Source organism: Paenibacillus sp. FSL R5-0470 (assembly GCF_037975205.1).
GTDB lineage: Bacteria > Bacillota > Bacilli > Paenibacillales > Paenibacillaceae > Paenibacillus_AQ.
In genome coordinates this window covers 3089102-3109074 of record NZ_CP150238.1, presented here as the reverse complement: position 1 = coordinate 3109074, position 19973 = coordinate 3089102, and the positions used below count along the sequence as shown (strand labels likewise).

General features: G+C 41.5%; 22 protein-coding genes. 5 read left to right on the top strand and 17 right to left on the bottom strand.

The annotated features are described in order from the left end of the window. Positions 1–95 precede the first annotated feature (95 nt). From MKY99_RS13640 to MKY99_RS13610, 7 genes are all read right to left on the bottom strand, one after another. Positions 96–563, bottom strand: coding sequence for a DUF2691 family protein (locus tag MKY99_RS13640; protein WP_339271064.1), 468 nt, complete (start codon positions 561–563; stop codon positions 96–98). Between the two features lie 116 nt (positions 564–679). Further along, positions 680–2176: a malate:quinone oxidoreductase gene (locus tag MKY99_RS13635; protein ID WP_339271062.1), complete on the bottom strand. Its 1497-nt coding sequence runs from the start codon at positions 2174–2176 to the stop codon at positions 680–682. A gap of 246 nt (positions 2177–2422) precedes the next feature. Next, entirely contained in the window at positions 2423–2683 is a 261-nt protein-coding gene (locus tag MKY99_RS13630) for a hypothetical protein (RefSeq protein WP_339271060.1), read from the bottom strand. Positions 2684–2890: 207 nt separating this feature from the next. Further along, positions 2891–3892, bottom strand: a complete 1002-nt coding sequence (locus MKY99_RS13625) for a Gfo/Idh/MocA family oxidoreductase (RefSeq protein WP_339271058.1) — start codon at positions 3890–3892, stop codon at positions 2891–2893. 30 nt (positions 3893–3922) lie between these two features. Next, on the bottom strand, positions 3923–5011 hold the full coding sequence (locus MKY99_RS13620) for a Gfo/Idh/MocA family oxidoreductase (RefSeq protein WP_339271056.1): 1089 nt from the start codon (positions 5009–5011) through the stop codon (positions 3923–3925). Between the two features lie 30 nt (positions 5012–5041). Then, entirely contained in the window at positions 5042–5803 is a 762-nt protein-coding gene (locus MKY99_RS13615; RefSeq protein ID WP_339271054.1) for a sugar phosphate isomerase/epimerase, read from the bottom strand. A 24-nt stretch (positions 5804–5827) separates the two neighbouring features. Then, positions 5828–6991 (bottom strand): Gfo/Idh/MocA family oxidoreductase, encoded by a 1164-nt coding sequence (locus MKY99_RS13610; RefSeq protein ID WP_339271052.1) that lies wholly within the window; start codon positions 6989–6991, stop codon positions 5828–5830. Between the two features lie 155 nt (positions 6992–7146). On the opposite strand from MKY99_RS13610, the gene MKY99_RS13605 reads away from it, so the two are divergent. The 4 genes from MKY99_RS13605 (at position 7147) to MKY99_RS13590 (ending at position 10893) form a co-directional block, all read left to right on the top strand. Beyond that, entirely contained in the window at positions 7147–7983 is an 837-nt protein-coding gene (locus tag MKY99_RS13605) for an AraC family transcriptional regulator (protein ID WP_339271050.1), read from the top strand. 78 nt (positions 7984–8061) lie between these two features. Further along, on the top strand, positions 8062–8493 hold the full coding sequence (locus tag MKY99_RS13600) for a GNAT family N-acetyltransferase (protein ID WP_339271048.1): 432 nt from the start codon (positions 8062–8064) through the stop codon (positions 8491–8493). 30 nt (positions 8494–8523) lie between these two features. Continuing rightward, positions 8524–9414: a LysR substrate-binding domain-containing protein gene (locus MKY99_RS13595; RefSeq protein WP_339271046.1), complete on the top strand. Its 891-nt coding sequence runs from the start codon at positions 8524–8526 to the stop codon at positions 9412–9414. 318 nt (positions 9415–9732) lie between these two features. Continuing rightward, the gene (locus tag MKY99_RS13590; RefSeq protein ID WP_076286350.1) at positions 9733–10893 is read left to right on the top strand and encodes an asparaginase; all 1161 of its coding nucleotides are present in this window, start codon (positions 9733–9735) and stop codon (positions 10891–10893) included. A gap of 66 nt (positions 10894–10959) precedes the next feature. On the opposite strand, the gene MKY99_RS13585 is transcribed toward MKY99_RS13590, so the two are convergent. The 4 genes from MKY99_RS13585 to MKY99_RS13570 form a co-directional block, all read right to left on the bottom strand. Beyond that, on the bottom strand, positions 10960–11652 hold the full coding sequence (locus tag MKY99_RS13585) for an ABC transporter ATP-binding protein (RefSeq protein WP_042187892.1): 693 nt from the start codon (positions 11650–11652) through the stop codon (positions 10960–10962). Next, positions 11649–12746 carry an ABC transporter permease gene (locus tag MKY99_RS13580; protein WP_339271043.1) on the bottom strand — a complete coding sequence of 366 codons (1098 nt, stop codon included), beginning with the start codon at positions 12744–12746 and terminating at the stop codon, positions 11649–11651. The genes MKY99_RS13585 and MKY99_RS13580 overlap by 4 nt, the downstream gene beginning before the upstream one ends. Positions 12747–12836: 90 nt before the next feature. Continuing rightward, positions 12837–14213: a HAMP domain-containing sensor histidine kinase gene (locus tag MKY99_RS13575; protein WP_339247871.1), complete on the bottom strand. Its 1377-nt coding sequence runs from the start codon at positions 14211–14213 to the stop codon at positions 12837–12839. Next, positions 14210–14887: a response regulator transcription factor gene (locus tag MKY99_RS13570; RefSeq protein WP_042187886.1), complete on the bottom strand. Its 678-nt coding sequence runs from the start codon at positions 14885–14887 to the stop codon at positions 14210–14212. Before MKY99_RS13570 ends, MKY99_RS13575 begins: the two co-directional genes overlap by 4 nt. Before the next feature lie 144 nt (positions 14888–15031). Between MKY99_RS13570 and MKY99_RS13565 the strand changes: the two genes are divergently transcribed. Continuing rightward, positions 15032–15505, top strand: coding sequence for a ferritin-like domain-containing protein (locus MKY99_RS13565; protein ID WP_042187885.1), 474 nt, complete (start codon positions 15032–15034; stop codon positions 15503–15505). A gap of 22 nt (positions 15506–15527) precedes the next feature. On the opposite strand, the gene MKY99_RS13560 is transcribed toward MKY99_RS13565, so the two are convergent. The 6 genes from MKY99_RS13560 to MKY99_RS13535 form a co-directional block, all read right to left on the bottom strand. Beyond that, positions 15528–16124, bottom strand: coding sequence for an NmrA family NAD(P)-binding protein (locus tag MKY99_RS13560; protein ID WP_339271631.1), 597 nt, complete (start codon positions 16122–16124; stop codon positions 15528–15530). A gap of 30 nt (positions 16125–16154) precedes the next feature. After that, positions 16155–16340 (bottom strand): SDR family oxidoreductase, encoded by a 186-nt coding sequence (locus tag MKY99_RS13555; protein WP_339271041.1) that lies wholly within the window; start codon positions 16338–16340, stop codon positions 16155–16157. Positions 16341–16392: 52 nt separating this feature from the next. After that, on the bottom strand, positions 16393–16839 hold the full coding sequence (locus tag MKY99_RS13550) for a MarR family transcriptional regulator (protein ID WP_339271039.1): 447 nt from the start codon (positions 16837–16839) through the stop codon (positions 16393–16395). 149 nt (positions 16840–16988) lie between these two features. Further along, on the bottom strand, positions 16989–18182 hold the full coding sequence (locus MKY99_RS13545; RefSeq protein ID WP_339271037.1) for a metallophosphoesterase: 1194 nt from the start codon (positions 18180–18182) through the stop codon (positions 16989–16991). Positions 18183–18371: 189 nt separating this feature from the next. After that, a complete protein-coding gene (locus MKY99_RS13540) occupies positions 18372–18782 on the bottom strand; it encodes a bacteriohemerythrin (protein WP_081382799.1) in 411 nt (136 codons plus the stop codon). Between the two features lie 149 nt (positions 18783–18931). Then, complete coding sequence (locus tag MKY99_RS13535) at positions 18932–19801, bottom strand: cation diffusion facilitator family transporter (protein ID WP_042187882.1); 870 nt, start codon at positions 19799–19801, stop codon at positions 18932–18934. Positions 19802–19973: the final 172 nt, after the last annotated feature.

Genomic DNA, 19973 nt, shown 5'->3' with positions numbered 1-19973 from the left:
CAAACGACGAACCATCGTCCTCATCCTTTTCCTAATTGATGGGGTCATTGTAACAAATGAATGATTTGTTCGTCAAATCAACCTTACGGTTCTTTCTACCATGCTGATAATCTTGTTCTGAAGTCATTCTCATTCGTAATGTACTGAACATCTTCATATCCATTTGAAATTGCGTTATGACACAGTGCTTCAAGCATCCCCTGGTCTTTGCAATAAACTGTAGCATATTCACTGTCGACGACTAAAAGTACAAGCTGGCAATCACTATTTAAGAACTCCTCATAGGTCTGAACATCAATTACATCCTTCTCTCGTAGAAAAGCCTTGAAGTTCGCAAAGATGATATAGTATTCGTTATTCTCCAAAAGTTCTTTCAGAACGCTGCCGTCCATTCCATAAATTTCTTCATGGAACATGACCTCTCCTAATGTATCGTTTTGAATAAAATAAGACTCCTCGCCACCTATATACCAATTGAATGTTTCGGTATTAAATGGCTTTAAAAGATCTCCAAGTACTTTCCCGTAATCATTTGGAATCTTAAAAGTGATTCCTCGTTTCATATATATCCCACTTTTCTGTTCAATTTCCCTAAACAAAAAACCTATGAATGAAATCCATAGGCTTTCTTGAAGAAAATCTCTGTCAATTATCATACTTTCGAGCGAATGATCATTGCTTAACTATGCACTCGCTCTTTTCCACCTAGACCCAATGTAGTTGCCGTTAATGTGTGCACTTCTTGCAAAAGCTCTGGATTTTCCAGTAGTGACAGGCCATAAGAAGGAATCATTTCTTTAATTTTCGGTTCCCACTCTTTTATATGCTGAGGGAAACATTTATTAAGTACTTCAAGCATCACATGAACAGCCGTAGAAGCACCTGGGGAAGCCCCAAGCAATGCTGCAATCGAACCATCTGCGGCGCTAATTACCTCTGTACCGAATTGAAGGATTCCTTTGCCATCCTCTGTATCTTTGATTACCTGTACGCGTTGGCCTGCTACAACTAGATCCCAATCCTCTATTTTGGCATTCGGGATAAACTCTCGTAATTCCTCCATGCGTTTTTCTTTCGATAACAACACTTGCTCGATCAGGTATTTGGTCAAAGACATGTTCTTTGCACCTGCCGACAGCATCGTTAGGAGATTATCGGGTTTTACGGAAGTGATCAAATCAAACATTGAACCGGTTTTTAAAAATTTTGGTGAGAAGCCAGCAAACGGTCCAAATAACAACGATTTTTTGTTGTCAATAAATCTAGTGTCCAGATGCGGAACAGACATTGGAGGCGCTCCAACCTTAGCTTTACCGTATACTTTTGCATGATGCTGGGCTATAACTTCTGGTTTATTACACACCATAAATATTCCACTTACCGGGAATCCTCCAATATGTTTCCCTTCAGGAATACCGGATTTTTGCAGGATATGCAAGCTTCCTCCCCCGCCACCAACAAAGACAAATTTTGCAGTATGGTGTTCAATAGTACCGCTGTCGTTCTTCACTCTCAAGTCCCACGACCCATCGCCAGTACGTTTGATTCCATCTACACTATGTTTATAATGGAGATCTACATTCTTACTCTTTAAGTGATCAAATAACATACGCGTTAAAGCGCCAAAGTTAACATCTGTGCCTGAGTCGATTTTTGTTGCTGCTATAGGTTCATTCGATGGACGATTTTGTATAATAAGCGGTATCCATTCCATTAATTTGCTAGAGTCATCGGAAAATTCCATTCCTTGGAACAAAGGATTTTTTGACAGCGCTTCAAATCTTCTCTTCAAAAAAGCTACATTCTTCTCCCCTAGTACCAAACTCATATGGGGCAAGGGCATGATAAAATCCTGAGGATTATGTATCAACTTACGATTTACCAAATAAGACCAAAATTGCATTGAAAGTTGAAACTGTTCATTAATTTGGATGGCTTTACTTATATCTACAGTTCCGTCGGATTTTTCGACAGTGTAGTTAAGCTCACAGAGTGCCGCATGTCCAGTTCCTGCATTATTCCATTCATTAGAGCTTTCCTCACCTGCATTTTCGAGCTTTTCAAACACTTTAATCTTCCAATCCGGCACTAATTCTTTTAAAAGTGTTCCTAAAGTCGCACTCATGATTCCAGCACCAATTAAAATGACGTCTGTTTCAGTTGCACTTTTGCCCATTATTACCATCCTTATCCCCTGAATTTTGCAGAAAGGATGTGGGCGCTCCTTCTTAGGCGTCACACCTTTTCTGTCTCAATTATACCCTTATCCGAGTGTATTACAATTATTTATAAATTTAATATCTACTATTATATGAAAAAAATAAATTATTTAAAAGCTTGCAAAAAAGAGAGAAATAAGTCCTCCAGGTTAAGGAGCTTATGCTACAGCCATAAACCCGCTTCTTGCAAGGATTAATAACAGTTAAGCATTATAAATAAAATAAATGAACATACTGCCCGCAGCAGCAAGATCAACAATTGCCCATAAGAAGCTTTTTCGAATTAGCATGAGTAAAGCAGCAATTACACCAACAAAACAAGCAATAAGCATAATAAAAAAGGTGGTGAATAATCCACCAGAAAGAAACATCAGTACGTATAATATGACAAAGATAAAAACAATGGTCTGCACAATGGAAATTAGCTTGGTGTTCGTTCTAATGTTCTGTAGTATTTTCTCCATATTGTATGCACCCTCCAGATATCTTGCTGTTAATAACCTATACTTACTTTAGATTATTCCACTAAGGAGAATTAATCAAATCCATCTTCCTCTGCAAGTCGTAGTCTTCTTAGTGTTTAACCAAATGCGGGAAGTCCCTAAACACGAAAAAGCTGCCTCATTCGTAGATAAATCTACATATGGAACAGCCTTCGCTATATTTATGACTTATTTGTTCCTCTGCGATGAGCTATAAATACGCTTCACCAGTTCCAGCGCCTTTATCCCCTCAGGACCATCCAGCCAAAACTTTGATCCACTGAAAATATGGTCATAGAAGTCCTCAATTAGTCTCTTATGCCCAGTCCCCCAATACGATTTGCCTTCCGCAGGACTGAACATAGGCTCACAAACCAAGGTTTCCTTCCCATCTTTCCAAAGATATAAGTGCTCTCGACGGAGGTTAAGCGTCCCCTCTTCAAAAACTAGCTCCAACTCCACCGGAGAGTTCTCAAGATAGGTATTCGTGCCATAAAACAGCCCGCGAACATTATTGGCAAAGTCGATACAAGCATGGGCAGTATCTTCTACTTCAATGACGCCATCAAGCACATCCGTGGTAATACTGCCTTTCACGGATTTAATCTCACCCCCATACCACTGTAGTAAATCCAAGGTATGAATGGTCTGATTAATTAGAACACCTCCGCCTTCCGTGGACCACCTTCCTCTCCAATTGCTATCTTTGTAGTAACTTTCGTTTCGATGCCAGGTTACGACACCTTTCATACAAAGTAGTTTCCCTAAATCACCAGAATCTATAGTCTTCTTAATATAAACGGAAGCATCATTATAACGATTCTGGAACACCACACCAAGCTGGCCGGAGCTCTCTTGCGCTGCTTCCAGCATGCGCATGGCTGAAGGAAGGTCAACGGCGATTGGCTTTTCAGTTAACACGTGCTTCCCCGCACGTAATAGCTCTTCTGCCATTTCTGCATGAAGATGATGAGGTGTACAGAGATGAACAACATCAATACGATTATCATTTAATATTTCTCTATAATCATCAGTGGCATCGCAGGCATATTCTATTCCCGCTCGTGTAGCTTTATCAGCATCAATATCTGCAACTAGAAGTAGATTTACATCTTTTATTGCTGATATTGCTTTAGCATGGAGAGGAAATATCGCCCCGCAGCCAATAATCGCTACTCCAAGTTTGTTCATCTTTACCACCTCCATTCATTATTCCATTCGCTATTTCAGTTGATTAGGAGTTAGATTCATCGCTTGGGCTTGAGCCTTCAAACATAGTTCAGCAGCTTTGAAGACATGTGCTTGAGTCATGGACAGCTCCGTCCGGTTCAGACAATCGAGGATAAGTTCACCAAAGAACGGAAATCCAACCTTTCCAGCTACATGTTCGTAATGCTCCCCTTCCCCGTTCACCCAGTACACATGATCCGGTGTATTTGAACGCCCGATATCGCTGTATTTGCGCAGTTCAATGTACCCTTCAGTTCCCATGATCATTGTACGTCCATCTCCCCAGGTTCCGAGTCCGTCTGGCGTAAACCAATCTACACGAAAGTATTGGGTTACCCCATTGTCCCCAACAAGCGTCGCATCACCGAAGTCCTCTAATTCAGGGTAAGACGAATGATTATAATTAGCTACCTTACTGTGAACAACTGAAGCATCCTGACAATCTGTATAATACAAAAATTGTTCAATTTGGTGGCTGCCAATATCACATAGAATTCCGCCATATTTCTCCCGCTCAAAAAACCATTCTGGACGGCTAGATGCATTTAAACGATGCGGCCCTAATCCAATGACTTGAAGAACACGACCAATAGCCCCCTGACGGATCAACTGTCCCGCATAGATTGCGCTTTCAACATGAAGACGCTCACTATAGTAAACCATATACTTCTGATTGGTTGCTGCGACCATAGCTCTAGCATCATCCAGTTGTTCAAGTGTTGTAAAGGGGGTTTTATCCGTAAAATAATCCTTCCCGTGAGCCATAACCTTATTTCCTAAGGGGCCTCGTTCTGAAGGAATAGCTGCCGCTGCAACTAAGCGAACTTCTGGATCTTCCAATATTTCATCCATAGACTCAGCAGCCCTAACTCCAGGATATTTGGCTATGAATGCTCTAACTTTCTCTTCATCCGGATCATATACCCATTTCAGTTCTGCACCAGCCTCAACCAGCCCATTACACATCCCGTAAATATGACCGTGATCGAGTGCAATAGCTGCGATGATGAATTCACCTGGCTTCACTACAGGTTTAGCTACATATGTGGGTGCATAGGTCATCCCATCTATTCTATTCATAAGAATCCTCCTAATGGTTTCTTATAGATTCTATAATAAGCTAATGAGATAGCGCAGACTCATCTCTAAGCTCTCAAAAGGATCACGTCTACAAACATCCTGCTCCACTACGTACCATTCAACACCCGTCTCACGACAAGTAGCAATGATCTCCGCATAGTTCATGTTTCCTTCGCCTATTTCAGCAAAAACCTGTTTTCTATCAACTATCGCCATATCCTTTAAATGCACAACCTGCATTCTGCCTTCAACTTTACGTATCCATTCTTCCGGACTCGCGCCACCTGCCTGCACCCAATATAAATCAAGTATGAAACCAACTGATGGATCAGTCTCATTGAGCAATACTTCCATTCCAGTAGTACCTTCAAAGCGTTCAAATTCAAAATCATGATTATGATAAACAAATTGCAGACCGTGTTGTTCTTTTAATGTTATTGCAATTTCAGATATCAATTTCGCAAAGTTCCGGTAGCTTTCAAGTCCCGTACGAAATTCTTCTGGTAAACTTCCAAGTCCAATATATTTGCAATTCCACAGCTTATGCTCTGCGGCAAGCGCATCCAGATCATTCACTAACCGATCCCAGGACACATGGGTCGCACATATAGCCAGCCCCGCTTCATCCGCATATTCTTTAACGAGCATCGGATTAATCGGTCCAATGGATGAAATCTGAATGCTCTCATAACCCATTGCCGATACCTTTTGAAAAGTTGATCTTAAATCCTCCGCAGTTTGAGTATAATCACGTAACGTGTACATTTGAGCCGCTATCGTCGAACGTTTCATAGGATTTAACCTCTCTCTTTCGATTTAATGAGTTCCTTTAACATTCAATGTTTTAGTTTCTGAGGTTTCCTTTTGGAAAGTCGAGTTTTTTACTTTTTCCATCAGCTTATCGTAGAATAAATCCGAATCCATCGGAAGCTCCACCCAATTGTCCGTCCAAGCCGATAAATACATGGCATTTGAAAGGGTTAGCCCCTTAATCCCTTCCTCCCCGGGAGCAAGTAATGCCTCATCATGCAAAATGGCATTCGTAAAGTTCCGTAGAATTCCTTTATGCTGCTCCCCTCCGCCATCTTGTACAGGTATCTCACATTTCCAACATTCCGGACTACCGAAACCTCCCGTGAACTCTGCGTTGAACTGCGGCTCCGGTGTACGCAAACGCCAAAAGGTTAGCTTCCCGTCTTCCACTACGATTTTTCCATTATCGCCATTGATTTCAAAACGATTAGTTCCCGGTGCCTCTCCAGTTGTAGTAATAAACAGACCTGTAGCGCCATTCTCGTATTCCACATAAGCGGTTACATCATCTTCAACCTCAATGTTGCGATATTTTCCAAAGTGGCAAAATGCTCTTATCCGCTTCGGCATCATGCCTGTCGTCCATTGCCATAAATCTAGCTGATGAGGATCTTGATTAAGCAATACCCCGCCACCTTCACCCGCCCATGTCGCCCGCCAGCCACCAGAATTATAGTAGTTCTGCGATCTATACCAGTCGGTAATAATCCAATTCGTCCGGCGGATCTCACCTAACTCACCAGACTGAATAAGATCTCTCAGCTTCTGATACAAAGGATTTGTACGCTGATTGTACATGATTCCAAATTTGCGGTCAGACTGTGCTGCAGCATCGTTCATCTGTTGAACAGCTTTCGTATAAACACCTGCCGGCTTCTCCACTAGTACATGATAACCATGCTGAAAAGCTTCGATTGCAAGTGTAGGGTGATCATAATGCGGAGTACAGATTAATACCGCATCCATGATACGTGACTCGAATAATTCCTTCGGCGTAGAATATTTCCTAACATTCTCAGGTAACTGCTCTTCAGCCCATTTCAAACGCTCTTCTCTTATATCACATACGGCTGTAAGCTCAGCCCCCTTAATCTCACTCAGCAGACTTTGCGCATGTGCGGTTCCCATATTTCCAATACCAATAATCCCATAACGAACTGTACCCATCTCTGATCACTTCCTTATTAATGGTTATGGTTAGAGGATATACTTTATTTAAGGACATGAACATGATCGAAATTAAGAACTATTTGTATTTGAGTAAGATGTTTTAGTTAAATGAAACCGTTATAATGAGGATACAAAAGATTTAAAGGAGTTAAATGATGAACAATTCAGGGAACTTATCAGGACGTCTCCTGCAGAATCTCAAGGTTACTGTGACCCATGCCCAACTTAGTAATAGATATCCCGGATGGAACCGCACGCTGGAAACCCCCGCTTTTAATCGGCTTTATTTTATTGATGGGGGTGAGGGGAAAGTAATTATAAACGGGATTACCTACTACCCGAAGCCAGGTCAGATAATGATCATGCCTGCGGGGAGCACACAAACTACCGAAACTTCTATCGATGATCCATATATCCGTTATTACTGCCACTTTGATGCTGACATTGGAGAATGGCCCTTATTCCATGCGGAGAAAAAATTATACATCTGTGATTCGCCTAATCCAGATTCAATAAGGGCAATTTTCGTAGAGATGATCGAACAATTTCAAAAGGACGATGTCTTATCTATCCTTCGCACACAGGCTTGTTTGCTTAATCTCATTGCCACTTGTCTTGAATCGAGCGACAGTAGTCATACAGATTTTATGACGCAATTCATACACACCGGAGACCATGGTAAGCTGGCTCATGTGCTCCATTACATCGATAATTGTCTAAATAAGCCCATAGATATTGATGAACTAGCAGAGCTTGTCCACCTGCACCCGAACTATTTTATACCTTATTTCAAAAGATTCATGGGGGTGACTCCAATGGCCTATGTTCAATTGAAACGTATGGAGCACGCTAAAAGACAGCTTTCTTACACAGATTACAGCATTTCAGATATTGCGGAACAAGTCGGGATGGAATTGGCTCATTTCTCTAAATATTTCAAAAAGACGATGGGTCTATCCCCATCCACTTATCGAAATAGTACGAAGTAATGCACATAGAGATGTTCCTCTGAATGAGATGAACTATAATAAAAAACAGCATGAAACAACATTTTTTTAAGGTGGCGGATGATTATACATATTAGGACAACTTCATTTAGCGACACACAAGATATTGCAAAACTATCCAGTGAGCTCGGATATCCTTTAAATATCGAACAGCTAGCAGATAGACTTCAAGATATCAGAAATCGTAAAGATCATGTTATTTATGTAGCAGAGTCGGATAGGCAATTAATAGGATGGATTCATGCCAGTGTGCGAATGTTAATTGAATCTCCACCCTTTGTTGAGATTGGTGGTTTAGTGGTCGATCAGCAACATCGCGGAGTAGGAACCGGTAAACAACTTGTTGAAGCCTGTGAACGCTGGGCAGCACAAATTGGAGTGAACAAATTAAGAGTTCGTACAAACCAAACTAGAGAAGATGCCGTACGGTTCTACACACGAATTGGATTCTCACAGAAGAAGGCTCAGTTCGTACTTGATAAGATAATTTAATACATTCGGGACTTTCAGAGAGGGATTTTTATGATTGTGGATACATTACGGGTATTCGTTACTGTAGCTGAGCAAAGTCATTTCTCTAAAGCAGGAGAATTACTGAATCTATCTCAACCCGGTGTCAGTCTACATATCCGGAATCTCGAGAATGAACTAGGCGCAAAGCTTCTACACCGATCCTCGAAACAGGTAAAATTAACCGAAGCAGGTACAATACTTTATAATCACGCCAAACAAATATTGGCCCACTTCGAAGAAGCTCATCAGGAAATACAAATGCTACAGGATGAGGTTACTGGCAGTATACATATTGGTGCGAGCTTTACGATTGGAGAGTATATATTACCCTCAAGACTTGCGGAATTTGCAAATCAATACCCACAAGTCAAGCTTCAGGTGACGATCGGTAATACTGAAGAAATTATTGGTGGGGTAAGAGCCAATGAATTGGATATTGGGTTTATCGAAGGAGAAGCCCATGAGAATGATCTGATCGTTACCCCTTACATGAAGGACGAGATGATTATGGTCTCCCCGGCCAACCACCCTTTGTCAAAAATAGTCTCTGTGGAGCAAGGGATGCTACAAAATCAGGTTTGGGTTCTGCGAGAGCTTGGCTCTGGAACGCGTGCTTTCAGTGATCATTTCATTCAAGCAGAAGAGATTTCTGTCAAAAGATCCTATGTCTTCAACAGTAGTCAAGGAGTTAAGGAAGCTGTTGCCTCCGGTTTGGGAATCGCGATGCTCTCCAGATGGATTGTGCGCAAAGAATTAGCAAGTGGTGAAATCTGTGAGCTTCCCATCAGACAACATCATCTTGAAAGACAATTCTCCATCATTCGCCATAAAGAAAGCTCCTCCTCCATGGCTACCCATGTCTTTATTCAAAAACTACTTGTCGCTAGAAAAGATAAGTAGTCAGGTATTTCTAATAACTATGCCGGACAATCTCATAAAGATTGTCCGGCATTATGTTATTTATTCATCTCTATTATTATGTAATAAAATATAACATTAATATTATATTTCACTTTAAAAATAATATAATAAAATTCATAGTATACACAAGAAATCAATAGATATCCTTTATTAATAGTGTATTTAAGCGTTTTATTAATATGTTAGCAAACTTGTCATTATAATATATTCATAGATATAATCCAATCATGAATCACGTTTATGTAATATAAAATAACATAAGCATGAGAATACATAATCAAATGGGAGGTTACATCTATGAATGGATTACAATCAATGCTCGCCAAAACTACTGTTGCCGCAGGACTCTCTTTCACTCTACTCTTCTCTGCTACAACAATGCTTCCCGTTTCTACCACTTACGCCGCTGAGGTTACCCAAACGATTGAAGGAACGGTTAAGCTTCCAAAGGTCCAAGTCATAGCAACCGGTGGTACTATTGCCGGTAAATCTGTGGATGAGACCAGCTTCCAGAACTATAAAGCCGGGACTTTGTTAATGGAAGATATGGTTAAAGCACTGCCTAACCTTAAAAAGTTCGCCGATGTAACTAGCTATCAATTTGGGAATGCAGGCTCTGGCTCGTACACCATGCAACAACTATATGATCTCTCTTTAAAAGTAGATAAAGCACTAGAAACCCAAGATGGCATCGTTGTTACTACAGGTACCGATACGATGGAGGAAATTGCATATTTCCTTGATCTTACAGTGCGTAGCTCCAAACCTGTCGTAGTAACTGGCTCTATGCGTCCATGGACAGTTATCGGAAGTGACGCTCAGGCCAATCTATTTAACGCTATTAAACTAGCAGCTAGCGGAAAGACGAAGTATTACGGTACTGTGCTCATGCTAAATGACGAGATTCATACGGCTAGAGAGGTTACCAAGACGAATGCCTATCGTACAGACACTTTTGAATCTCCACAACTAGGAATCCTCGGATATATCGATGAGAATAATATCAGAATTTATCGGGCGAATTCCAGAGCACTATTGACCGCTGACAAATGGGCAACGCCGTTCGACCTAACGAAGATTAAGAGCAGTGATATGCCTAAGGTAGAAATTGCTTATGCTTATCAAGATGCCGGTTCTGGGGCAATTACAGGTTTTGTTCAAGATGGAGCAAAAGGTATTGTAACTTCAGGAACAGGGGCTGGCGGCGTATCTAAAGCTATGGGAGAAGCCCGTACGAAAGCTATTAAGGAAAACGGAGTTATCTTCGTGTCTACCACGCGTACGGGTTCCGGTTCCAACTATGCTTCAAGTGACGGCATAATTGCCGGAGATAATCTGAACGCAGCCCATGCCCGAATTCTATTAGAGCTGGCACTGTCATTCAGCAGTGATTTCAACACGATTAAAGGCTGGTTTGACACATATGGCTCAGGCCAAGTCACCATAGCTGACAAATAAGAACAAACTATTGTTCACACACAAAAAAAACGATTCATGCCATAAATAGCATGAATCGTTTTTTTACTAAATTTTGCTTAACTCATGTTCAACCAAATGACCATCTTCCAGATGCAGCACTCGATCACACCATTCGAGCATCCGTTCATCATGAGTGACCATTACGGCAGCTTTACCCTCATTCTTTACTTCGTCAGCAATCATTTGCACAACTTCTCTACCTCGTTTGAAATCTAAGCTTGCTGTTGGTTCATCTGCAAACAAGATTGCAGGTTTATTCATCCAAGCTCTTGCGATAGCTACACGTTGCTTCTCCCCACCTGATAGTTGCTCAGGGTAATGGTTTCGACGTTTCCAGATATCCAGACGCTTCATCAAATCAGCTGCCCGTTCCTTAGCTTCTTTAGAACTCATCTTCCCCTGTTTAGCTACAAAGAGAAGCTGCTCTTCTACCTTCAAGTAGGGCAATAGCTGTGCGCTTTGGAACATAAAGCCTATCTTCTCTAATCGTAGCTCAGTCAGCTCACTTTTACTTTTATCTGTAAGAGATTCTCCGTCTATAAAAATTTCACCACTGGTTGGCGTAAGAAGCGCCCCCGCTGCTGATAGGAATGTACTCTTCCCTGTTCCAGATGGTCCAAGGACAGCAACGAATTCCCCTTCATTGACTATAAGATTCAAATTGTTCAGAACAGATACCGTTGTATCGCCGTCTCCGTAAGTCTTGGTTACTTGCTTCATCAATAATTTAGCACTCATGCTCCAGCCCTCCCAATTGCTTCTAATGCATCTACTTTTGCCACTTTAGCGACAGAAATAAGTGATCCTAAAAGAGACATCCCCACGAACAAGCCGCTGGTTAATAGAATCGTAGAAGGTTCCAGTTGGAACGGCATAGTGTCTGGTAGTACCTGATTCATTCCAAAGGTTAGCAGCAAGCTAATGCTTAGACTTGCAATAGCCAATATCATGACCTGCCCTACAACGCTCCAAGCCAAGTAAGACATTTTTGTACCCATGGCTTTCAGAATGCCAAACTGGCTTGTTTTCTGAATTGTAATGACATAGAAGAATACAGCCAGAACAAAACCAGCGATTACGAACAGGAAGGCAATCATCATAAGCAGTGAACCTTGTTCTGATGAATAACCCGGAATATTAGAGATCGCTTCTTTTTGCTTAATAACTTCCACATTTTTCGTACTAGCAGAGATCTTATCCACTTGCCCTGCGTTTGCATTAAGCGCAATTACATTAAAAGGCGCTCCAGATGTAGCCTCACTACCTTGATTAACGCCTTGTCTCATTTCCTGCCAATCTTTATTGTTAATATAGACTACTGGGGTATGGCTGTATGAGCTATTCTCAACATATCCTGTAACTTTAAATTCCTTCCCAGTTGCCTGATCTTGGATCGTGCTACCAATCTTAATGCCCGACTGTTCCAAGTCACGATCAACGATGACACTTCCCTGCGTATCATTCGTAATCTTGTCACCTTCAATCACTTTTGGAGCCAGTAAACCGTTCATATCAACTGCGAAAAAAGTTACGTCTGCTTTAGTATCCACATCGTTCGTAGTCACTGTACTCATCTGTAGAGCGAGTGAAGAGGCATTATTATCTCCTACTACTGCTCGAACACTATCGAGCTCCGTATCCGTTAACTGAGAACGTCTAAACGTCTGATCCGCATCCTTCTGCACCACGTAATAGTTTGCCGGCATATTCTCTATTGCTGAGATATTAGCATACGCTAATCCTCTGGCCAGCCCCGTTACGAAAAGTACAAGAAAGGAAACCAATAACATGATTACCATTATTAACAGGTATCTGGCTTTAGAATGTCGCATTTCTCTTAAGGCTAGAAACATATTACCACTCCTTCTAATCTGTATAGTCACAGTTTAGAAGATGAAAATGAACGGAGTATGAATAACGAGTTACAAAAGCGGAAGAGTTACAGTAAAGGTCGTGCCTTTGCCAACTGTACTGGATACTTCTATGGTTCCGTTATGTGTCTCTACAATTTTTTGCGTAATCGCCAGCCCAAGACCGCTACTATGCGTTTCTCGTGTACGTGCCCGGTCGACTTTATAAAAACGGTCAAAGATGAGTGGTAATTCCTCAGCAGGAATACCATCCCCAGTATCCGAAAAGGTTACTACACAGTTCCCTTCGTCAAGCTTTGCGGAAATCATAATAGATCCCTCAGCGGGTGTATATTTGATAGCATTAGTAATGAGGTTCATCCACACCTGATACAATAGATTGGAATCGCCATGTACGCTAATGTCCGCAAGACTTAAACGAACCGCTAATTGCTTCTCTGTTAATCTCCACTCCATGATTTGTACAACCTGCCGAAGCTGTGCACGCAAATCTATAGGTTTCTTCTGCAAGGAATTCGGATCATAATCGAGGGAAGATAACGTTAGCAGCTGTTTACTAAGCATCGATAGACGATGGCTTTCTTGATCAATAATATTGAGGTACTCTATCCGTTCATCCTCTGGTAATGTAGGATCTTTAAGGGTTTGGGCAAATCCTTGAATAGAAGTTAATGGCGATTCGATTTCATGAGACACATTCGCAACAAACTCTTGACGCGCACGATTGGTCCGTTCCAGCTCACGACTCATAATCATAAAGTGTGAGGCTAACTGGCCAATCTCATCCCGGCGCCAAGTATTTAATTTAATATCATATCTACCTTTTGAAATCCGTTTAGTTGCCGTTGTCAAACGTGTAATGGGTCTGACCACATGCAGTACGCTGATCATGACGAATCCTAGACTGAATAACACGGTAAAACCGATGATGACAGCAAAAAACACGCGCAGTTCACCGAACTGAACCTCTGCATCCGGCCGCATGAATAACGCAAAAGTCTCATTATTGACTTCAATAGGTACGCCTATCGTATTGCGTAATTGATTGTCAAAAAAACCTGTAATAAATGCGCTGTCAGGAAACTCAGCAACACCATGATACACTTGTCCATTCAGGACCTTCTCTAATTGTTGCGGATCTAAGTCCTCTTTCCGAAATGGCTTGCCGTAAAATCGGGATTGGCCCTCTACATTGGTTAAATAGATCTTATATCCCAGTACAGCTACACTTCGCAGGTAATCCTCCATAGATTCCGGGTGAGATTCTGCAAACTGCTGGATATCAATGGCCATCCCCGTAAGCTTCGCATCGTTCTGCGATTTAATCTGAGCTTGATAATAAATATTAGATACCAAGAAGCCGAGAAGGCTGCTCACCACAATGGCCGAGCAAAAGAGAATGCACATTCTCACATACAAAGACTTCACGAGCTCACCATCTCCAATTTATATCCAATTCCCCGTACCGTCCGAATCACAAAGTCATTCTGATAATCCAAAAATCGTTGACGCAATCGCTTGATATGTACATCCACCGTACGTTCATCACCTTCATAATCCATTCCCCACACTAGTTCAATCAGCTCACTGCGTGAATACAGTCTTCCTGGATATTGTGCCAGTTGCGCGAGCAGTTCAAATTCCTTTACCGGTAACAGTAGTACTTCATCACCATCAGTAATCTCATAATTCTTTCGATCAATAACTAGTGAATTTAAACGAATCCGATCATCCGAAGCGATGGAATAACGCCGAAATAAAGCTTTGATCCGAAACAACAATTCTTCCGGCTCAAAAGGTTTCGTTACATAATCATCTGTCCCCCGCAGATAGCCTTGTTCTTTATCACTTAGCTGTTGCCGGGCTGTTAACAAAATGATCGGTATATCATACGTTTCTCTTATATGCTGGCATAGCTCTAACCCATCCACATGCGGCATCATCACATCCACAACGGCTAAGTCCGCAATGCTTTCTTTCAGTTTATGTATCGCGTCCCGGCCATCGCTGGCCTCCATTACTTGATAACCTTCTCTGGTCAATACATGCTTTAATAATGTACGAATATTACTATCATCATCTGCTACTAAAATCTTTTTCATCATTTACACTCCCTGAATAACGGATGAACCCATAGTATCAACTTTAAAGGGTTAGAACAACTAAAGAACCGAAAGAGACCATTTTGGGCATTCGTACATATACTACTCTAATAATAACGAACGAATCAGGAGGTAGTAAGAACTATGTATTGGACACCTTTATCTCAGAATAGATCTGATTTCAAACCTATCTGGGCAACCTCTCTTCCTCAAGCATTAAATTTAATCAAAGAAGCTGTGCAAGGTGAACGAAATGATGAGCTTTTCTATGATGAACTTATCAAACTGGCCCCAAATTCCGAGCAAGCCTCCATCATCACCTCAATACGAGATGACGAACGGGGTCACAACTCCATGTTCCGCGGGATGTTCAAAGAAATTACGGGGCAAGATATCACTGGGATTAGTAGTGAGCAATATCAACGGATCAGTTCTTATGAAGAAGGATTAGAAAAAGCACTCCAAGGTGAACTGGCTGCAGTCGAAAAGTACCGCAAAATATGGTTTGGTCTGCCTGTTGGAGTATACCGCGATACTGTTTATGGGATTATATTAGATGAATTAAAACATGCCAGTAAATATAATTATTTACTTACTTTAGATCGAACCACTATATAGTTGAATTAGTCAGAGTCATTATTTAAACCTGAAGGAAAGTGATTATACTTTCCTTCAAAGAGGTAACAGGCCGTCCCATTAGTCTCTCCATATCTTTTGAAGTAGAAGCTGTATCTATCTTCCCAAGGAATGAATAAATCCAGTGCTGAATGCTTGAATCCTGCCGATGAACGATTCTTTTTCCTGTCAGCTCGGATAATACCTCCGCAAGTTCGCTGAAGTCCCAAGAGCGCGGTGCGGTTAATTCATAAATCTGATTAAGATGACCTGTAGTTGTAAGAACGACCGCCGTAGCTAAAGCGAGATCCCTTCGTGTCACCGAATTAAATAACCAGTTCCCCGGATAGGTGATTAACTCACCGCTTTGGATCGCCTCTTTCAGCCCTAGTACATCTACAAAATCCATATACAAAGCGTTGCGTAGAAATGTATAGTCAATACCTGATTTAAGAATCATCTGCTCTGTAAGTAAGTGAACATGATTAGCTGGAATTTGTCCTTTAGGTGGAAATGCGAAGCTTGTATACAGCAAATGCTTCACCCCTGCCTTTGATGCTGCATGAATAACCTCAGAATGTTGAGTTAATCTGACGTTATCATCGGGATGTGAACTAGAGATGAATAATAGCTCTGCTACACCTGTAAAAGCTTAAATTAGAGTATCAGGCTGATCATAATCGCCAAAGCGAATCTCAATCCCTTTTTCCAAAAGATCATTTGCTTTCTCCCGATCACGAACACATGCGATAATCTCACCTGCCGGCACAAACTGAAGAAGATTGTCTATAATCAAACTTCCTAATTGACCAGTAGCCCCAGTAACCATAATTGACATAACACCCCAACCTTTCTGTTCCATGTTTTCGAGACTACAATATTATTTATATTTAGCCATTGCTAAGCTTTTCTAATAAAACGATGAGTTGCCGAAGCTCTTGTTCATCCAGACCCTGCATACGTTCAGCGACCGCTTGACGATTTCCGGGAAGATGCTCCAAAAGTAATCGTTGTCCTTCACCCGTAATTGAAATAACGCTTTTTCTACCATCCTGAGTATGGTTCGAGCGGGTAATCCAACCATCTTTCTCCAGGGGTATCAGCAACAGACTAATATTAGCTTTAGTAACCCCAATATTGTGAGCCAGTGTAGAAGGTAAAATCGTACCGCCCTGTTTAGATATTTCTACCAAGGTACGAATTCTTGCGCCATTTAATCCTTTCGACTGCCAATATTTATCAGATACAGAAACTAAGCTTGCAGTAGTATCAACTAAAGTGAAAAATGCCTGAGTATGTAGCGGCTGATTCAATACCAACGGTTGTAAATGATCCATCTTAGATTTCTCAACTCCAATTTAGTTAAGTGCTTAACTATTTTAAACCATACTACAAGCTCTACTAATTGTCAAAAAAAAAAGAAACTGCCTCAGCTCGCAGAAAAATTCTACGGATTCGGGCAGCCTCATATCATTAAAAATTTCTTTTAGATTAACACCGTCTTTGTAGACACGGCTTCTTCACTGTATTGTTTAGTCCCGTCTAACACCACTTCAAGCTTAATAATCTCCGAACGGCTGGCTAAACGGATTGGAGGTCCCCAGGTCCCATAACCAGAGGAAACAACGACATGCAATTTATCCTTGCGGAGGTAGCCCCAGTCCAGTTCGAACAACCGCTTGGTGATCCAGTGATTAGGAGCAATCTGTCCACGGTGAGTATGACCTGAGAGTAGAATATCTACGCCTTCTTGGGCAGCGACATCAAATCCGGTAGGCTGATGATCCATCATGATCACAGGACGCGTCAGATCGAGGCCATTCAATAAGGCGTTTACGCTCAATCTACCACCGGCTTCCATCGTCTCGGCAGTCTTATCTTTTCGACCTACAATATAAGTTCCCGCCACTTCTTCAACCTCATCCTGTAGGACTTTAATGCCTATGCTACCCATTAAATCGGTATATTCCTTAATCGAACCACCGTAATATTCGTGATTGCCCAGTACCGCGTAGACCCCATGGCGTGCTTTTAGCTGCTTTAGCTGTTCACTCATACCATTGCGAATAAAAGGCTCAATACTATCGTCAAGTACATCCCCAGCCAGCAAAATCACATCAGGCTTCATGGCGTTCATTTGAGCAACCATTTTTTTGAGATGCCGATTGCCGACGATATTTCCTAGATGCAGATCGGATGCAACCGCGATGGTAAGTGGCGTACTAGTTCCGATGGATTTATCAATGGGAATAGGATGGGTACGAACTACTGTACTCCAAGCGTTGATCGAACCCCAGACTAGAAAAACAACCAGTAATATTAGCAATGTACCACCCGCTTCTGAGACGTAGTGCGTTCGATCGACACCCATCCAGCCCAGGAGCACATATAACAGATCAGCTAATGGCAACATGATAATAGCGAATTCCATACAAGCTAGATAATACGACCCAATCACCTTAAAGAATCTGGCTAACGGCTTCACTATTGTAGGCCACGGTATCATTCCAACGACATACGCAAAAGCAACAAGCAGGAATAATGTCCAGAACAGAACAGAGGAAGCACCTGAGAACCATTCATGGACAAGCAGCCAACCGTGATACCCAATGTAAAAATTAACAAGGCCCAGAATAAGCAGCATAGCAAACCCTGAAGCTAACATTCGTAATGTTTTCATCGTTCCACTCCCCTTTACCATACTAACTCTATACGTCTTATCTCAAATCATAACACAAACCGTTAACCCAGTATAAATTACGATGCTGTCTTCGGAAAATGGATCAAATAACGCACTACAATTCTTTAACACATTCCCCGTAAAAAAAAAAAGAAAATGCCCGTCGGCATCTTCGTTGGAGGTCTTCAATTATACTGCTCTATCACGCGTGGCCATACATTCGCCAATTAGCTTATCGCATTTATTAATGTGATTCAGAAGCCAATCGGTTAACGTACGGTTAAGCTTAATCGTCGAAAGAACGGAGACTCCCTTGGTTTTAATCGTTTCTTCTAATTCAAGAACGGCTTTCACAAAATTAGCGTGCGTCTTACGATGTTCCGCCAATTCAGGAAAATCGATCTCTTCCATCAATTGCTCTTCATTGCTAAAATGCTCGATGGTATATTCCTTCAAGAATTTGAGCGTTTCTTCGATCTTCTCTTTCCCCTGCTGCTTACTGCAAGCATCAAAAAATTCATTCAATTTCGCCAGCAACTGTCTGTGCTGACAGTCTATTTTCTCAACGCCGATATCATATGAATCCTTCCATTCAATCACGAAATCACCATTCCATTTCCTGAAATTAACATATCGATAAATACAACTAATTCTCCACCTTTCCGCACAAAAGATCTATTAACAACATCACAGGGAAAATCCCATATCCATCCATGGGGAAGTCACAATTCACAATTCATTGTCCGTTTCTACTTCATTACAGGTTCTATGTGGACAAGCACATTTGAAACTTGGTGCCGATCTTTCAATTGTTCTTCGATTTCTTCCGTAATATCATGGCTCTGCACCACACTAAGCTCGGAATCTACTAATACAGTTGTATCAACTAGCACGTTATTCCCGTGGATGCGAGCTTTAATATCTTTAATGGATTGCACACCGTCAATTTCAGCAACGGTTTCTTTCATGAGTTCAAGCTCTTCCGCATCAAAACCATCTGTTAAGTCATGTGTAGCTTTACTAAAGATATCCCATGCCGTCTTGCAGATAATCAGGCCGACAATAATCGCTGTAAGTGGATCAAGCCATGGAATTCCAAATCCAGAAGCCACAATTCCGACAAAAGCACCTATGCTAACTAAAGCATCTGATCGATTATCTAGTGCTACTGCTCGCATAGCGTTACTATTAATAGAGCGGGCCAGTCTAATGTTATACATATATACGCCCATCATTATCACAGCACAAAAAACTGCCGTCCAGGCTGCTATAAGATCTGGACTTTCCAGTTCGGGTTGAATAAATTTGTTCACGCCCTGGTACAGCACTTGAAGCCCTACAACGATCATAATAAATGAAGCAATTAAGGATGCCACGGTCTCTGCTCTGAAATGCCCGTAGCTATGATTGGAATCCGGCGGTCTCCTGGAGATCTTAAGACCGATTAGTATGGCGATAGAAGCGATAATATCAGTACTGTTGTTCAGGCCATCTGCAAGCAGCGCTTGAGATCCCGCGACCGTACCAATAAACAGTTTGATGGCGGACAGGAATATGTAGGCAACTATGCTTAGCCATGCTCCTTTTTCACCTTGTTTGATGTCGTTGTAATTTTCCAAAAAAAAGAACCCCCAAAGAATAGTATTGTTCTATACTACACTCCGAGATTCGGGTGGGTCTAGAGAAACAGTGTTGCTAAGAGGCGTAATAGTTCCCTCCGTCAAATAGAGTTGCTAGGTCATAACTGTTTTGCGGAGCGTAACATAGTTTGCCTTAGTTCAACTTTAAGTA

Coding starts and splice junctions, on each gene's coding strand:
- MKY99_RS13570 (WP_042187886.1), bottom strand. CDS start 14,887: ATGAAAAAGATTTTAGTAGCAGATGATGATAGTAATATTCGTACATTA.
- MKY99_RS13640 (WP_339271064.1), bottom strand. CDS start 563: ATGAAACGAGGAATCACTTTTAAGATTCCAAATGATTACGGGAAAGTA.
- MKY99_RS13590 (WP_076286350.1), top strand. CDS start 9,733: ATGAATGGATTACAATCAATGCTCGCCAAAACTACTGTTGCCGCAGGA.
- MKY99_RS13565 (WP_042187885.1), top strand. CDS start 15,032: ATGTATTGGACACCTTTATCTCAGAATAGATCTGATTTCAAACCTATC.
- MKY99_RS13620 (WP_339271056.1), bottom strand. CDS start 5,011: ATGAATAGAATAGATGGGATGACCTATGCACCCACATATGTAGCTAAA.
- MKY99_RS13580 (WP_339271043.1), bottom strand. CDS start 12,746: ATGCGACATTCTAAAGCCAGATACCTGTTAATAATGGTAATCATGTTA.
- MKY99_RS13550 (WP_339271039.1), bottom strand. CDS start 16,839: ATGGATCATTTACAACCGTTGGTATTGAATCAGCCGCTACATACTCAG.
- MKY99_RS13610 (WP_339271052.1), bottom strand. CDS start 6,991: ATGGGTACAGTTCGTTATGGGATTATTGGTATTGGAAATATGGGAACC.
- MKY99_RS13615 (WP_339271054.1), bottom strand. CDS start 5,803: ATGAAACGTTCGACGATAGCGGCTCAAATGTACACGTTACGTGATTAT.
- MKY99_RS13555 (WP_339271041.1), bottom strand. CDS start 16,340: ATGTCAATTATGGTTACTGGGGCTACTGGTCAATTAGGAAGTTTGATT.
- MKY99_RS13600 (WP_339271048.1), top strand. CDS start 8,062: ATGATTATACATATTAGGACAACTTCATTTAGCGACACACAAGATATT.
- MKY99_RS13630 (WP_339271060.1), bottom strand. CDS start 2,683: ATGGAGAAAATACTACAGAACATTAGAACGAACACCAAGCTAATTTCC.
- MKY99_RS13545 (WP_339271037.1), bottom strand. CDS start 18,182: ATGAAAACATTACGAATGTTAGCTTCAGGGTTTGCTATGCTGCTTATT.
- MKY99_RS13585 (WP_042187892.1), bottom strand. CDS start 11,652: ATGAGTGCTAAATTATTGATGAAGCAAGTAACCAAGACTTACGGAGAC.
- MKY99_RS13635 (WP_339271062.1), bottom strand. CDS start 2,176: ATGGGCAAAAGTGCAACTGAAACAGACGTCATTTTAATTGGTGCTGGA.
- MKY99_RS13605 (WP_339271050.1), top strand. CDS start 7,147: ATGATGAACAATTCAGGGAACTTATCAGGACGTCTCCTGCAGAATCTC.
- MKY99_RS13625 (WP_339271058.1), bottom strand. CDS start 3,892: ATGAACAAACTTGGAGTAGCGATTATTGGCTGCGGGGCGATATTTCCT.
- MKY99_RS13595 (WP_339271046.1), top strand. CDS start 8,524: ATGATTGTGGATACATTACGGGTATTCGTTACTGTAGCTGAGCAAAGT.